The sequence below is a fragment of the Massilia niastensis DSM 21313 genome (assembly GCF_000382345.1).
Classification (GTDB): domain Bacteria; phylum Pseudomonadota; class Gammaproteobacteria; order Burkholderiales; family Burkholderiaceae_D; genus Telluria; species Telluria niastensis.
In genome coordinates, this window is record NZ_KB908083.1 from 82001 (window position 1) to 95740 (window position 13740).

General features: G+C 65.0%; 12 protein-coding genes and 1 tRNA gene. 9 read left to right on the forward strand and 4 right to left on the reverse strand.

All coding sequences use genetic code 11. The features are described from left to right. Positions 1–17: 17 nt before the first annotated feature. Together H162_RS0106565 and H162_RS0106570 are read right to left on the reverse strand one after the other, a co-directional pair. The gene (locus H162_RS0106565) at positions 18–215 is read right to left on the reverse strand and encodes a YbdD/YjiX family protein (RefSeq protein WP_026354314.1); all 198 of its coding nucleotides are present in this window, start codon (positions 213–215) and stop codon (positions 18–20) included. Continuing rightward, on the reverse strand, positions 215–2281 hold the full coding sequence (locus tag H162_RS0106570) for a carbon starvation CstA family protein (RefSeq protein ID WP_020652659.1): 2067 nt from the start codon (positions 2279–2281) through the stop codon (positions 215–217). The genes H162_RS0106565 and H162_RS0106570 overlap by 1 nt, the downstream gene beginning before the upstream one ends. A 199-nt stretch (positions 2282–2480) precedes the next feature. Here H162_RS0106570 and H162_RS0106575 point away from each other — a divergent pair, with 199 nt between their 5' ends. The 7 genes from H162_RS0106575 to H162_RS34965 all read left to right on the forward strand — a co-directional run bounded on the left by H162_RS0106575 (position 2481) and on the right by H162_RS34965 (position 9808). Beyond that, complete coding sequence (locus H162_RS0106575) at positions 2481–3845, forward strand: cache domain-containing protein (protein WP_020652660.1); 1365 nt, start codon at positions 2481–2483, stop codon at positions 3843–3845. After that, positions 3842–4522, forward strand: a complete 681-nt coding sequence (locus H162_RS0106580) for a response regulator transcription factor (protein WP_020652661.1) — start codon at positions 3842–3844, stop codon at positions 4520–4522. Before H162_RS0106575 ends, H162_RS0106580 begins: the two co-directional genes overlap by 4 nt. 94 nt (positions 4523–4616) lie before the next feature. After that, positions 4617–5789, forward strand: coding sequence for an HDOD domain-containing protein (locus H162_RS0106585; RefSeq protein WP_026354316.1), 1173 nt, complete (start codon positions 4617–4619; stop codon positions 5787–5789). 1 nt (position 5790) lies between these two features. After that, the gene (locus H162_RS0106590) at positions 5791–7827 is read left to right on the forward strand and encodes a putative bifunctional diguanylate cyclase/phosphodiesterase (RefSeq protein ID WP_020652663.1); all 2037 of its coding nucleotides are present in this window, start codon (positions 5791–5793) and stop codon (positions 7825–7827) included. Positions 7828–7885: 58 nt separating this feature from the next. Continuing rightward, positions 7886–7975: transfer RNA gene (locus tag H162_RS0106595), tRNA-Ser, on the forward strand. Between the two features lie 177 nt (positions 7976–8152). Further along, positions 8153–9361 carry a tyrosine-type recombinase/integrase gene (locus H162_RS0106600; RefSeq protein ID WP_020652664.1) on the forward strand — a complete coding sequence of 403 codons (1209 nt, stop codon included), beginning with the start codon at positions 8153–8155 and terminating at the stop codon, positions 9359–9361. A gap of 129 nt (positions 9362–9490) precedes the next feature. Then, positions 9491–9808, forward strand: coding sequence for a hypothetical protein (locus H162_RS34965; protein WP_020652665.1), 318 nt, complete (start codon positions 9491–9493; stop codon positions 9806–9808). A 54-nt stretch (positions 9809–9862) separates the two neighbouring features. Here the strand turns inward: H162_RS34965 and H162_RS30265 are convergent, their stop codons facing one another. After that, a complete protein-coding gene (locus H162_RS30265; RefSeq protein WP_020652666.1) occupies positions 9863–11599 on the reverse strand; it encodes a class I SAM-dependent methyltransferase in 1737 nt (578 codons plus the stop codon). Between the two features lie 204 nt (positions 11600–11803). Between H162_RS30265 and H162_RS0106615 the strand changes: the two genes are divergently transcribed. Both H162_RS0106615 and H162_RS30270 read left to right on the forward strand, forming a co-directional pair. Then, entirely contained in the window at positions 11804–12409 is a 606-nt protein-coding gene (locus tag H162_RS0106615) for a type IV toxin-antitoxin system AbiEi family antitoxin domain-containing protein (RefSeq protein WP_026354318.1), read from the forward strand. Next, positions 12406–13263 carry a nucleotidyl transferase AbiEii/AbiGii toxin family protein gene (locus tag H162_RS30270; RefSeq protein ID WP_020652668.1) on the forward strand — a complete coding sequence of 286 codons (858 nt, stop codon included), beginning with the start codon at positions 12406–12408 and terminating at the stop codon, positions 13261–13263. The genes H162_RS0106615 and H162_RS30270 overlap by 4 nt, the downstream gene beginning before the upstream one ends. Here the strand turns inward: H162_RS30270 and H162_RS0106625 are convergent. Next, positions 13260–13514 (reverse strand): helix-turn-helix transcriptional regulator, encoded by a 255-nt coding sequence (locus H162_RS0106625; protein WP_020652669.1) that lies wholly within the window; start codon positions 13512–13514, stop codon positions 13260–13262. The genes H162_RS30270 and H162_RS0106625 overlap by 4 nt on opposite strands. Positions 13515–13740 lie beyond the last annotated feature (226 nt).

A 13740-nucleotide genomic window follows, 5' to 3' on the forward strand; every position in this document is an offset into this window, starting at 1 on the left:
GTCTTCCGGCTGCCGACTCAGCAGCAGCGCCCGGCCTTGGCGCTGTTGTAGCGTGCCTCCTGGCGTTCACGGAAGAATTCCTCGTAGCTCATCGGCGTTTGATCCGGGTGAGTACGCTCCATGTGCGCCAGGTAGGTGTCGTATTCGGGCAGGCCGACCATCAGGCGCAGGCTCTGCCCGAGGTACTTGCCTGCCTGGGCCAGGGTGCCGAACATCACTGCACCTGCGGGTTCGACATGGCGACGTACGGGGTCTCCTTCGCGCTCGGCCTGTCGAGCGCGCGCGCCGCCATCACCGTGCGGACGCCGTACACCAGCACCGACAGTACCACGAACATGAAGAAGCCGGCCAGGGTGGCGTCGACATAGTCGTTGAAGATGATGCGCTCCATCTGCTCGACCGTCTTGGCCGGGGCCAGCACCGTGCCGGCGTCGTGCGCGGCCTGGAACTTGTTGGCGTGGGCGATGAAACCGACCTTCGGATCGGCGTGGAAGATCTTCTGCCAGCCGGCGGTCAGGGTGCAGGCCAGCAGCCACAGGGTCGGCACGATGGTGACCCAGGCGTACTTGGCGCGCTTCATCTTGAACAGCACGCAGGTGCCCAGCATCAGCGCGATACCGGCCAGCATCTGGTTGGCGATGCCGAACAGCGGCCACAGGGTGTTGATGCCGCCCAGCGGATCGACCACGCCCTGGTACAGGAAATAACCCCAGGCAGCGACGCACAGGCCGGTGGCCAGCAGGTTGGCCGGCAGCGAGTCGGTGCGCTTCAGCGCCGGAGCGAAGGCGCCCAGCAGGTCCTGCAGCATGAAGCGGCCGGCGCGGGTGCCCGCGTCGACGGCGGTCAGGATGAACAGCGCCTCGAACAGGATCGCGAAGTGGTACCAGAACGCCATCATGGCCTGGCCGCCGATCACGTTCGACAGGATGTGGGCCATGCCGACCGCCAGGGTCGGGGCGCCGCCGGCGCGCGAGATGATGGTGTGCTCGCCGACGTCCTTGGCCATCTGGTCGAGCGTTTCGGGCGTGATCACGAAGCCCATCTGCGACACGGCGGCCGCGGCCGACTGCGCGGTGGTGCCCAGCAATGCGGCCGGGCTGTTCATCGCGAAGTAGACGCCCGGGTCGATGGTGGCGGCGGCCACCAGCGCCATGATGGCGACGAAGGATTCCATCAGCATGCCGCCGTAGCCGATGAAGCGGGCGTGCGATTCGTTCTCGATCATCTTCGGCGTGGTGCCCGAGGAGATCAGCGCGTGGAAGCCCGACACCGCGCCGCAGGCGATGGTGATGAACAGGAAGGGGAACAGGTTGCCCGACCATACCGGGCCGGAGCCGTCGATGAACTTGGTCACGGCCGGCATGCGCAGGTCCGGCGCCACGATCAGGATGCCGATCGCCAGGCCGACGATGGTGCCGATCTTCAGGAAGGTCGACAGGTAGTCGCGCGGGGCCAGCAGCAGCCACACGGGAATCGAGGCGGCGACGAAGCCGTAGCCGATCAGCATCCAGGTCAGCTGGGTGCCGTTGAAGGTGAACATCGGGCCCAGGGTCGGGGAGTCATGCACCCACTGGCCGCCGATGATGGCGAGCATCAGCAGCACGAAGCCGATCAGCGAGATCTCGCCGATGCGGCCGACGCGCACGTAGCGCGAATACAGGCCCATGAACAGCGCGATCGGGATCGTCGCCATCACGGTGAAGGTGCCCCACGGCGAGCCGGCCAGCGCCTTCACGACGATCAGCGCCAGCACCGCCAGGATGATGACCATGATCATGAAGGTGCCGAGCAGCGCGATCATGCCGGGGATCTCGCCCATCTCGGACTTGATCAGGTCGCCCAGCGAGCGGCCGTCGCGGCGCGTCGACATGAACAGCACGATGAAGTCCTGGACCGCGCCGGCGAACACGACGCCGGCCAGGATCCACATCATGCCGGGCAGGTAGCCCATCTGGGCGGCCAGCACCGGGCCGACCAGCGGGCCGGCGCCGGCGATCGCCGCGAAGTGGTGACCGAACAGCACGTACTTGTTGGTCGGGACGTAATCGAGACCATCGTTGTATTTGTAGGCAGGGGTCTGGCGCTTGGGGTCCAGCTGCATCACGTTCTTCGCGATGTACAGGCTGTAGAAGCGGTAAGCGATCAGGTAGACGCAGACTGCGGCCGCGACGACCCACATTGCGTTGATGGTTTCACCGCGCTTGACGGCGATGTATCCGAGCGAAAATGCGCCCAGAATCGACAGCGCGATCCAGCCGAGCGCGTTCGATATACGTTTCATGGTGGCTCCTCCGAAATGGATGGGTACTTGTTATTCACCGGTGCGTGCCGATGCATTATTCACAGCTACCGGCGAGTATCTTGCACTATTAACAGCGCCGCAAGCGCATGATTACGCAGTCGCTACGTACTAGTACGTAGACCTGTTTCCCTGCGCGGACGTAGAATGCGTCCATGCAAGTATTCGATGCGGAGCGCCTATGCGCCTGAGGCAAAAAGTCACCGTGCTGGCGATCGCGCCGCTGATCGTGGCGCTGTGCGCGATCGCCCTGTTCGTGCGCGAGCAGGCGGTCACGCTGGCGCAGCAGCAGCGCGCCACCATCCAGCGCGCCTACCTGGACAGCAAGGAGGCCGAGCTGCGCCACTACGTGGCGCTGGCCACGCAGTCGATCGCCCACCTGACCCGGTCCGGGCGCAGCGACCCGGCCACCCTGGCCGAGGCCAAGCGCATCCTGGCCGCGCTCAGCTATGGCGACGACGGCTACTTCTTCCTGTACGACATGCAGGGGAATAACCTGATGCACCCGCGCCAGCCGGAGCTGGTCGGCACCAACATGTGGGAGTGGCGCGACACCACCGGCGAGCTGACCATCCAGCGCCTGGTCGAGCGGGCCCGGTCCGGCGGCGGTTTCCACCGCTACTTCTGGGTCAAGCCCTCCGCGGCCAAGCCCGCGCCCAAGCTCGGCTACGTGGTGCCGGTCGCGAACTGGGGCTGGACCATGGGCACCGGCATCTACCTCGACGACGTCGAGGCCGCGCTGGCCCAGGTCGACGCCCAGCAGTCGCGCAACATCGAGGAAACCCTGCTGTGGATCGCCGGGCTGGCGATCCTGGCGGCGCTGGCCGTGGCCTCGGGCGGGCTGGCGCTGAACATCAGCGAGCACCGCGTGGCCGACGCCAAGCTCAAGGCGCTGGCGCAGCGCGTGGTCGAATCGCAGGAAGAGGAGCGCGCGCGCCTGTCGCGCGACCTGCACGACGGGATCAGCCAGGCGCTGGTCTCGGTCAAGCTGCAGCTGGAGGCGGGCATCATCCGCCTCGGCGGCGACGAGGAAAAGCGCCAGCAGGCGCGCGCGGGCCTGGAGCGCACCGTGGAGCAGGTCAAGTCGGTGCTGGGCGAAGTGCGCCGCATCTCGCACGACCTGCGTCCGAGCCTGCTGGACGACATGGGCCTGGCGCCCGCGCTCGACCACCTGGCGAGCGAATTCGGCCAGCATGCCGGCACCCCGGTGCGCTTCCGCGCCGAAGGCGCCTTCGAGGCCTTGCCCGAGATGGCTGGCACGGTGCTGTTCCGCATCGCGCAGGAGGCGCTGACGAACGCCGAGCGCCACGCGGGCGCCGAGCGCATCGACATGGCGCTGGTGCGCCACGGCTGCTGCGTGAGCCTGACGATCGCCGACGACGGCGCCGGCTTCGACGCCGACGGCGTGGCCGTGCACCCGCAGCGCGGCATCGGGCTGCGCAACATGATGGAAAGGATGGAAGCGATCGGCGGCCGGTTCGCGATCGACTCCTCGCCGGCCGGCACCTGCGTGACGGCCCGCATCGACCTGAAGGAACAGGCATGACGACCCAGGAAGCGACGAATCAAGAGCCGACGAATCAACAGGCGACGAATCAGCAGGTGAAGATCCTGCTGGTGGACGACCACCCCCTGGTGCGCGACGGCCTGCGCGCCCGGCTGGAAGCGGCGCCGCACCTGCGCGTGATCGGCGAGGCCGGATCGGGCCAGGAAGCGCTCGAGCGGGCGGGGGAGTGCAAGCCCGACCTGGTGCTGATGGACGTGAACATGCGCGGCGGCAGCGGCATCGAGGCGACCGCCCAGCTGACCGCGCGCTATCCGGGCATCGCGGTGCTGATCCTGTCGATGCACGACAAGCCGGAATACGTCAGCCAGGCGATGCAGGCGGGCGCGCGCGGCTATGTGCTGAAGGACGCCCCCGGCAAGGACATCGTGCTGGCGATCGACACCGTGGTACGCGGCGGCATCTACTACAGCGCCGCGCTGGCGCGCCAGCTCGCCAGCCCGCTGTCCTCGGACAACCAGCTGACCCAGCGCGAGCAGGAAGTCCTGAAGCATATCGCGGCCGGCCAGTCGAACAAGCAGATCGCGCGCGAGCTCGACCTGTCGGTGCGGACCGTCGAAACCCACCGCCTCAACATCAAGCGCAAGCTCGGGATCGAGGGGCAGGCTGGACTGATCCGTTTCGCGGTCCAGCGCGCGGGTTTCGACGAAAACGTCTGAATATTGACAAAGTGTATCCTCATGGAAACATAAGTGGTTGCATTCTGATAATCAGTGCAATAAGATTGGCTGAATAACTATTCAGAATCATCAAATGGCTGCGCAGGACCCCGACCCATCACCATTGGTAGCAATCGAACCGGTCGCGAACGCGCAGAACGAGTGGGTGGCGCTATGCCTGCGGCTGCGCGGCGGCGCCGATCTTCCGGCGCGCCTGCAGGCCGTGTTCGGCCAGCCCGACCTGCTGGCCGCGATCGCCCCGCTGGACGCGCTCCTGATGCTCGAGCGCCCGGCGGACCTGACCCCGCCGGTGCTGGCGCTGCTGCCGGCCAACCGCATCGGCTTCGTGATCCCGGCCGCCGCGCTGGAGCAGGAGGGCGCGCCGCGCCGCCTGGTCGAACTCCATGAATTCGGCTACCGCGTCTGGCTCGACGGCCCGCTCCCGGACGGTGTCAAGGCGCCGGCCGCGCTGCGCTCGGTGGCGCGCGACTGCGCCCTCGATGCGCCACCCGCAGGCCGCCTGGCGGCGCTGTTCGGGCCGCACCTGGCGCATGGCATCGGGAGCGCCCAGCGCTTCTCCGAATGCGAGAACGCCGGCTTCGACTGGTTCAGCGGCGATTATCCCGTCGACCCGGATGCGGCGCCGTCCCCGGGCGACGACGGCAGCTCGCGCCGCCGCCTGCTGACCCTGCTCGGCCTGCTGGCGCGCGACGCCGATTCGCGCGAGCTGGAACAGCAGCTGCGCCAGGACCCGACCCTGTCCTACCACCTGCTCAAGCTGGTGAATTCGGCGGCCTTCGCGGTCAGCACCCAGATCACCAGCTTCAACCAGGCGATCAACCTGCTGGGCCGGCGCCAGCTGCAGCGCTGGCTGCAGCTGCTGCTGTACGCGCGCCAGCAGCCGGACGGCCTGCCCAACCTGCTGCTGCCGCTGGCGGCGCGCCGCGGCGCCCAGCTGGAGGCGCTGTGCAAGCAGCAGGGCGGCGAGCGCGACGAGCAGGACCTGGCCTTCATGACCGGCGTGTTCTCGCTGCTCGACCGCCTGCTGCGCATGCCGATGTGCGACATCGCGGCCGACCTCTGCCTGCCGGACGAGGTCGCGGGCGCGCTGCTGGAGCGATCCGGCACCCTGGGAAGCTGGCTGCGCCTGACCGAAAGCCATCCGGCCGAGCGCGACCTGCTGGAGGCGGGCGTGGACCGCGATGGCTGGTGGCGCAGCCAGCTGCTGGCCTACCACTGGGCGATCCAGGTGAGCCGGAATGTCTGACATGCACGAGCTGGTATCGGTTGACTTTGTCGGCGGCACGACCGCCGTGTGCGATGCCGTGCTGCGCCTGCGCGGCGAGGCGCTGGCGCTGGAACTGGGCCGCGTGGCGCGCGAACTGCTGGCCAGCCCGGAGGGGCGCTTCGTCCTGGATGCAGCACCTGTCGAGCCGGGCGGCTGCGGTGCGCCGGTGCTGCGCCACGCCGTGGTCGCGGGGACCGAGCAGCTTGGCTACTACGAGGTCAGCGGACTCCCCGTCTACTGCGACCACGAGCAGCGCCAGCTGGCGGCGCTGGCGCACCTGACGGCCAGCCTGATGCAGATGCATACGCTGGCCCAGCGCTCGACCCATGCCTACGCGCAGATGGAGGCGCAGCTGGCGCACCAGTCGCAGATCCTGGACCAGATCCACGAGTCGGTGCTGACCATGGACCAGATGGGCTACATCACCAGCTGGAACCGCGGCGCCGAGCAGCTGTTCGGCTACTCCGCGCTGGAAGCGATCGGCCGCAACATCCTGTTCCTGTACGCCGACGAGGAAGAGGGCTTCCACGACGTGTTCGCGGAGCAGGGCGGGCGCATGATGGAAGTCCGGCGCCGCAAGAAATCGGGCGAAGTGTTCTGGGCCAGCCTGTCGCTGTCGCCGCTGCGCGACCTGGCCGAGCGGCCGATCGGGCTGATCGCCTACCTGACCGACATCACCGAGCGCAAGCAGGCCGAGGAACAGCTGCACCACCTGGCCTACTACGACGAGCTGACCGACCTGCCGAACCGCACGCTGTTCGCGCGCCTGGTCGACCAGGCCCTGATCGTCGCCCAGCGCAACGAAGGCTCGGGCTGCGTGCTGTTCGTCGACCTGAACCGCTTCAAGCGCATCAACGACACCCTGGGTCGCCGCATCGGCGACGAGCTGCTGTGCCAGGTGGCGCAGCGCTTCCGCGACACGTTGCGCGACGAGGACGTGGTGGCGCGCCTGAGCGGCGACGAATTCGCCATTGGGCTGTTCGACATGCGCCAGCACTTCGAAGCCACCACCGTGGCCCAGAAGCTGCAGGCCGCGCTCGACGCGCCCTTCATGATCGCGGGCCACGACCTGCGCGTGGGCGCCAGCATCGGCATCAGCGTCTTCCCGCAGAACGGCAACGATGCCGAGACCCTGATCGGGCTGGCCGATATCGCGATGGAGCGCGCCAAGCAGGCCGACGCCAATCCGGACCGCAGCGTGGCGTTCTACAGCCAGGACATGAACCAGGGGATGCAGGAGCGGATGCGGATCGAATCCGGGCTGCGCCATGCGCTCGGCAATGGTGAGCTGATCCTGTACTACCAGCCGAAGTTCGAGATCGCCAGCGGCCGCATCGTGGGCGCGGAGGCGCTGGTGCGCTGGGTGCATCCGCAGCGCGGGCTGATTCCGCCGGTGGAGTTCATTCCGCTGGCCGAGACCACGGGGCTGATCGTGCAGGTGGGCGAGTGGGTGCTGGAGCAGGCCTGCGCGCAGGCTGCGATCTGGCAGCGCGCAGGGTTGTCGCCGTTCAGGCTGGCGGTGAATGTGTCGGCGCGCGAGTTCACGCAGTCGCTGCCGTCGCGGGTGGCGGATACGCTGCGGCGCTATCGGCTCGATGCGTCGTGGCTGGAGCTGGAGATCACCGAGAGCACGCTGATGCACGACTTCGAGCGGGTGACCGGGATCATGGATCGGATCACGGCGCTGGGGGTGGCGTTGTCGCTGGATGACTTCGGGACCGGGTATTCGAGCCTGTCGTACCTGAAGCGCTTCCCGATTCATACCTTGAAGATCGATCGGTCGTTTACCACCGGGATACCGGCGGACTTCAGCGACTGCGCGATCGCGGGGACCATCATCAGCATGGCGCGCCAGCTTCGCTTGCGGGTGATCGCGGAAGGGGTGGAGACGGTCGAGCAGCTGGAGTTCCTGCGCGAAGCGGGGTGCGATGAGGTGCAGGGCTACCTGTATGCGAAGCCGCTGCCGGCTTATGAGTTCGAACGGAGCTTGCGCGAGAACTGGCTGGTCATCGGCTGAACACGGATGAGAAGTGCCTGACCGGCGCATGATTTATGTATAATGCCGGTTCCCCCAAGGAAGCGTGGCCGAGTGGTTGAAGGCAGCAGTCTTGAAAACTGCCGACGGGTGAAACCGTTCGTGAGTTCGAATCTCACCGCTTCCGCCAAGCATACTGAACAAGAGCCCCACATGTTGGGGCTTTTTTTCGTCTCCTCATAGGAGAAATGTCAAAATCGGTGTCCACCGACGTCCACTAGAATTTACCTGCATCCCGCTCTTCAGAGTGGGTAGGGCGGTGGGTAGGTTTGAGAGTGAAGAATGTGGTCGAAAGGTGGGTACACTGATGAGCTACACGATCAACAAGCTCTCTGCGATCAAGGTGCGTTCCGTGACGCGGCCAGGTCTTTACGGCGACGGCGGCGGATTGTGGCTCCAGGTCTCGAAAAGCGGATCGAAGAGCTGGATTTTTCGCTACGATCTCGCCGGCCGGCGCCGCGAAATGGGGCTCGGATCATGCATTACCGTGGACCTGGCGCTGGCGCGTGAAAAGGCCCGGGAATGCCGCCTGCTTCTGCTGGATAAGCGCGACCCGCTGGAAGAACGGGACAAAGCCCGCGCCGAGCATGCGCAGCGCCAGGCCAAGCGCGTGACTTTCGACGAATGCGCCGCATCGTACATCGACGCGCATCGCGGCAGCTGGAAGAATGCCAAACATACGGCGCAATGGGAGACCACGCTCGCCATGTATGCCAGCCCTGTCATCGGTTCGCTGCCGGTGGCCGACGTGGATACGGACCTGGTCGTGAAGGTGCTCAGTCCCATCTGGAAGACGAAGACGGAGACCGCCACCCGCCTGCGCGGGCGCATCGAGAGCATCCTGGACTGGGCGGCCACGCGCAAATTACGTCATGACGTAAATCCGGCGCGCTGGCGCGGGCACCTGGAGAACCTGCTCGCCAACCCGAACAAGATCGCGCCGGTCAAGAACCATCCCGCGTTGCCATGGCGTGAAGTGGGCAGCTTCATGACGGTGCTGCGGCAGCGCGAGGGTAGCTCGGCTCGCGCGATCGAGTTCGCGATCCTGACGGCGTGCCGGTCGGGCGAAGTGCGTGGCGCAAGCTGGGACGAGATCGACCTGGAAGCGAAGCTGTGGACCATCCCCGCCGAGCGCATGAAGGCAGGGAAGGAGCACCGCGTCCCGCTGTCCACGGGCGTGATCGCTCTCCTGCGTGCGCTGGAGCGCCGTGGGCGCTTTGTTTTTCCAGGGCGGGACACGAAGGCGACACTTTCCGACATGAGCCTGACGGCCGTCCTGCGGCGAATGGGACGCAGTGACATCACCGTTCACGGCTTCCGTTCGACGTTCCGCGACTGGTGTGCGGAGTGGGAAAATAACGCGTTCCCTCGCGAGGTGTGCGAACACGCGCTGGCGCACAACCTGCCCGACAGGGTGGAGGCGGCATACCGGCGCGGGGACCTGCTCGACAAGCGTGTCGTCCTGATGCAGGCCTGGGCCGACTACTGCGCAGTCGATCCGGCGCCCAGGCGCTGACGGCGCGTCCGCGATCGATACCGGTGGGTAGAGAGGTCAGTCGTGAACACGCGACCTGGATCAAGCAATCCACCATGGCGATCCGTTACGCTCTAACGGACTACCTTTTCCTTTCCATCGAGGGGGGCCATGAGCAAAGCGAAAACGACGGCGGAACGACAAGCGGCGTATCGGGCGCGGCAGGCATGCGGCGCAAACGACGGGCAGAAGAGGGTTAGTCTATGGCTCAGCACTGGTTGTGCCCTGGCCTTGGCGAGACTCGCGAGACGCCACGGCAGCACGCAACGAGAATTCGTTGAAAAGCTCGTCCTGGCAGAGGACGACAAGGTTCTCGCGACGATGGCGCTCGATTCCCCGGAGTGGAGCGCGTATTTCCAGGTAAAGCCTATGCGTGCCGAGGCAGGGGCGACGTTACACGCAGGCGACACACCCTCTCCCCTGAAGTGAATGCGTCAGCGAATTACGTCATGACGAAATTCGGGACCTTGGCTCAGTTATCGGTCAGCCGAGCTCCGGATCGAACATGAGCCGCTTCCGGCACGCCGCCGGCTCCCATGGACGCAAACCCTGTTCCCTGGCCAGGCGAATGCGCTGCACCTTCATCGCATCGATCAGGTCTGACGGAGAAGCGGCGCTCTCCAGCATCGGCAGGGTTTGTTCAGCTTCGAGAAAAAAACGGTGACGTGCATCGGTACCCGCCGTCAGGAAGGCCTCTTCCCACCATGCGGTGATCCGGTCGCTGGCCCGCTCCAGCGCAGTCTGCGTGACGAGGCGGTTCGACTTCTCGTTGTTGATCCGCTTCGATGCCGGCATCAAGTTCCAGGCGTCCCCGCAGGGCCAGGCGGCGAAGGGAAAGCAGTGGTCGATGTCGTAGTCGTCCCGCAGGCGTTGGCCCGACCAGACGCAGTAGACGGACTTGCCCCGGGTGCGAAGCCGTTCGACGGCGGCACGGGCGAAGCTGGTGTCGCGTTCGGGGTTTGCCCAGGCAAGCAGCGAATACGCAGTCTGGCCGAGTGCCGGGCCGAGTTGCCCCGCGTAGGACTCCATCAGGCGCACCCATTCCGCAACGAGGACTGGTTCGACCCACACGCTGTAGTGGCTCAGCGCATCCCAGATCTGGAGCGGAACGTGGAACTCGCCGAAGCTCCACAGGAAAGGGTCGTCGATCGTCAGGCTTGCCGGTGTCGATGTGCGACGCTGGTGCCTGATGTGGAAGATGTTCTCGTCGCTCGCCGGCCAGCGCAGGTGTTTGACTGGCATGTCGCGTATCAGCCTGGAGATCTCCCACAGGCTGCCATGAAGGTGCCGCGCCGTGTCGTCATGGAACGCCATCCCAGCGCGCAGGTCCACCGGGCGAATAGGACGTAAGGCCGTGAAGTTGTTGTCCACGAAGCCTGGAGCGTTTCCGGCCCGGTTGGGTGGCATCTGGGGAAGCCCGCCTTCGATGAGTGGCTTGTACATGCGTAGCCAGAACAGTGCCACCAGGCCCATTGGCAGGACGACGAACTCCGACTCGTGGCGCGCGGCACCCGCCGCGGTATCGGCGATCCTGGCGAGGATGCGCAGCAGTGCGATCTTGTAGGTCGATGCCTTGCTGTCTGTGAGGATCAAATGGCGTAGCAGGGGAAGTGCGCCCAAGCCATCATCCGGTAGCCCAAGAACTGCAGTCGTCCACGAAATGCCCGGCCGGCCCAACCGGTCGGGGCTGTCGTCGGTGCGTACCAGCCTGAGGCCGAACTGCTGGGCCATCGACGTCAGCTCCGGCAGCGTCACCTCGTACATGGCGCGATCGGTATCGGGTGGGCCGATGCGAAGGCTGATGGCGATGCGCCCATTTGGCGACAGCAGCGTCGCCAGCTTTCGCAGGGCACGCTGGCGTGCAGCCGGTGGAACGTGCATCCAGACCGCCGAGAGCAGGATCAGATCGAAGGTAAGTCCCAGCCGGCGTACCTGGGCCAGGTCCGGCAGGCTGTCAGCCAGCCAGTGAATGCGTGGCGAAGGATGGCGCTGGCGCGCCAGCGTGCGCATCGCTTCCGAGGGCTCGGCGGCGACGACATCGTATCCTTTGGCCGCAAACCAGGCGGCGTCCCTTCCGGAACCGGCGCCGACGTCCAGAATCGTCGCGCCGGGCGGTGGCAGCAGATCCAGCAGAGCAGGGTGCACATGCTCGAAGGTCAGCGATTCGTACTGGTAGACAAGCTGCTCGGCGTTCTGATCGTAGTGAGGAATGGTCTGCATGACCTTCGGTGTGTTTTGTCGACTCATCAATTGTATGCCGAAGCATGCTGCCGTAGGGCAATCGATCGGTTTTGCAATCGTAGGCAAATCTAGTGGATTCGATACCTTCAGTCTGCATCCAGTTCAGGCACTCCAGAATAGGAGATATTGAACAAAATGTCGGCAAATATGGATAAGTGCCGATGTTTTGTGTAGACTGGCTTCATGAGTCAACAAGCTGAACGAATTCTTGAGCTTGCCCGGTCCAAAGGCATACTGCGTACACGAGATGTGGACAGTGCCGGTGCATCGCGCGCACTGCTGGCCTCGCTGACCGACGAAGGCCGGCTGCTCAAACTCGGCCGAGGCCTGTACACATTGCCCGACCGGTCTGCGTCCGAGTACGAGAGCTTTGCCGAGGTAACGACACGCAGTGGAAGCGGGGTGCTATGCCTGCTTTCCGCGCTGCGTTTTCATGATCTGACCACGCAGCAGTCATCCGACGTCTGGCTCGCCATACCGCACAAGGCTCGTGCTCCGCGTTTCGATTATCCGCCGCTACGGGTAGTCCGCATGTCGGGACCGGCGATGACCGAGGGCGTCGAAATTGCAGACCTTGCTGGCGCCCAGGTGCGCGTGTTCAGCGTGGCGAAGACGGTTGCTGACTGCTTCAAGTTCCGCAACAAGATTGGCCTCGATGTTGCGCTCGAGGCCCTGCGCGAAGCCTGGAACGGTAAGCGTGCGACGATGGACGAACTGTGGCGCTACGCGGAGATCTGCAGGGTAGCAAACGTCATGCGTCCGTATCTGGAAGCGGTGGGGGCGGCATGAAAGCAACGAATCGCGCTGCATCGGTTCGCGCACGGCTTCTGAACCGCGCAAGGGCCGACAGGACGGACTTCAACCTGATCCTGACGCGGTATTCGCTCGAGCGGCTGCTGTACCGTTTGAGCGTGTCGCCTTGGACCGATCAGTTCCTGCTGAAGGGGGCGCTCCTCTTCGACTTGTGGTTCGACCAGCCGCACTGGCCAACCCGGGACATCGACTTGCTTGGCTTCGGACCTTCCGAGCTTGACGACCTGATCGAGGTCTTTCAGCAGGTCTGTGTTCAGCCATCCGATGACGGGATGGTCTTCGACCAGGGCAGCGTGCAGGCGGCGCGGATTCGCAAGGAAGCCAACTATGAAGGCGTGCGAGTTACACTGCTCGGCACACTGGACGGTGCGCGCTGCTCGGTGCAGATCGACGTTGGATACGGCGATGCCGTTACGCCTGCAGCAGAACTCGTGCAGTTTCCGGCGCTCCTGGAGGATGTCGCGCCACCATCGTTGCGTGCCTATCCCGTGTACACCGTGATCGCCGAGAAGTACGAAGCGATCGTCAGCCTGGGTATGGCCAACACGCGCCTGAAGGATTACTTCGACCTGTGGTTCCTTGCCACCTATGCTGAAATCGATGAGGCTGTTCTCCCTCAGGCGATCCAGGCCACGTTTGCCCGCCGCCGAATCGAGGTGCCGAAGGCGGCGCCCCTCGGGCTATCTGATTCCTTTGCGGTGAGTCCGATCAAACAGCAGCAGTGGCAAGCCTTCCTCTCGAAAAGCAAGCTCATAGCGCCGGGCCTGACGGAAGTGACAGCGGAACTACGGCGTCTCTTGGGATTACTCGACAGTGGGGCGGCAGGCTAGGAGTTGCAGTCTCGGCGGCTAGCACGAATGCACTGCACGGCCCACTGCTCGACTTCGCTCTTGATCCATGCCGCCGATCGACCCTGGAGCTTTACTGGTCTTGGGAAAGCGCCCCTCTTGATCGCGTCGTAGACACTGCTGCGCGACTTCCCGCAGATCGCCATCACCTCCTTCAACCTGATGAACCGAATGTCGGCACGGTTGCTTGATGCGCGCCGCTCGATAACGGTGTCAATCGCTTGCTGATCCATGTATGCCTCCAGTGTGAATGTGAGCCGTTGCCCTATGGTCGCATCGGCCAGATTGATTTAGTGCCGCGTCGCCTCGCAGTTGCGTAAGCGCGTGGCAGGGTCATGTGGTGCGGATGCTGAACGGCAGTTTGACTTCCGGTGACTGCTGAGGTATTGCGCAAATGCCGGTGTCGGCGCCGTTCGCATGGAGATCGAACGCGTTGAAGACTGCATTTTTGGGTTCGGT

Bases quoted from the DNA above. Each gene is read 5' to 3' on its own strand.
- H162_RS0106565 (WP_026354314.1), bottom strand. From the start codon at position 215: ATGTTCGGCACCCTGGCCCAGGCAGGCAAGTACCTCGGGCAGAGCCTG.
- H162_RS0106575 (WP_020652660.1), top strand. From the start codon at position 2,481: ATGCGCCTGAGGCAAAAAGTCACCGTGCTGGCGATCGCGCCGCTGATC.
- H162_RS0106580 (WP_020652661.1), top strand. From the start codon at position 3,842: ATGACGACCCAGGAAGCGACGAATCAAGAGCCGACGAATCAACAGGCG.
- H162_RS30265 (WP_020652666.1), bottom strand. From the start codon at position 11,599: ATGCAGACCATTCCTCACTACGATCAGAACGCCGAGCAGCTTGTCTAC.
- H162_RS0106600 (WP_020652664.1), top strand. From the start codon at position 8,153: ATGAGCTACACGATCAACAAGCTCTCTGCGATCAAGGTGCGTTCCGTG.
- H162_RS0106615 (WP_026354318.1), top strand. From the start codon at position 11,804: ATGAGTCAACAAGCTGAACGAATTCTTGAGCTTGCCCGGTCCAAAGGC.
- H162_RS0106570 (WP_020652659.1), bottom strand. From the start codon at position 2,281: ATGAAACGTATATCGAACGCGCTCGGCTGGATCGCGCTGTCGATTCTG.
- H162_RS34965 (WP_020652665.1), top strand. From the start codon at position 9,491: ATGAGCAAAGCGAAAACGACGGCGGAACGACAAGCGGCGTATCGGGCG.
- H162_RS0106590 (WP_020652663.1), top strand. From the start codon at position 5,791: ATGCACGAGCTGGTATCGGTTGACTTTGTCGGCGGCACGACCGCCGTG.
- H162_RS0106625 (WP_020652669.1), bottom strand. From the start codon at position 13,514: ATGGATCAGCAAGCGATTGACACCGTTATCGAGCGGCGCGCATCAAGC.
- H162_RS0106585 (WP_026354316.1), top strand. From the start codon at position 4,617: ATGGCTGCGCAGGACCCCGACCCATCACCATTGGTAGCAATCGAACCG.
- H162_RS30270 (WP_020652668.1), top strand. From the start codon at position 12,406: ATGAAAGCAACGAATCGCGCTGCATCGGTTCGCGCACGGCTTCTGAAC.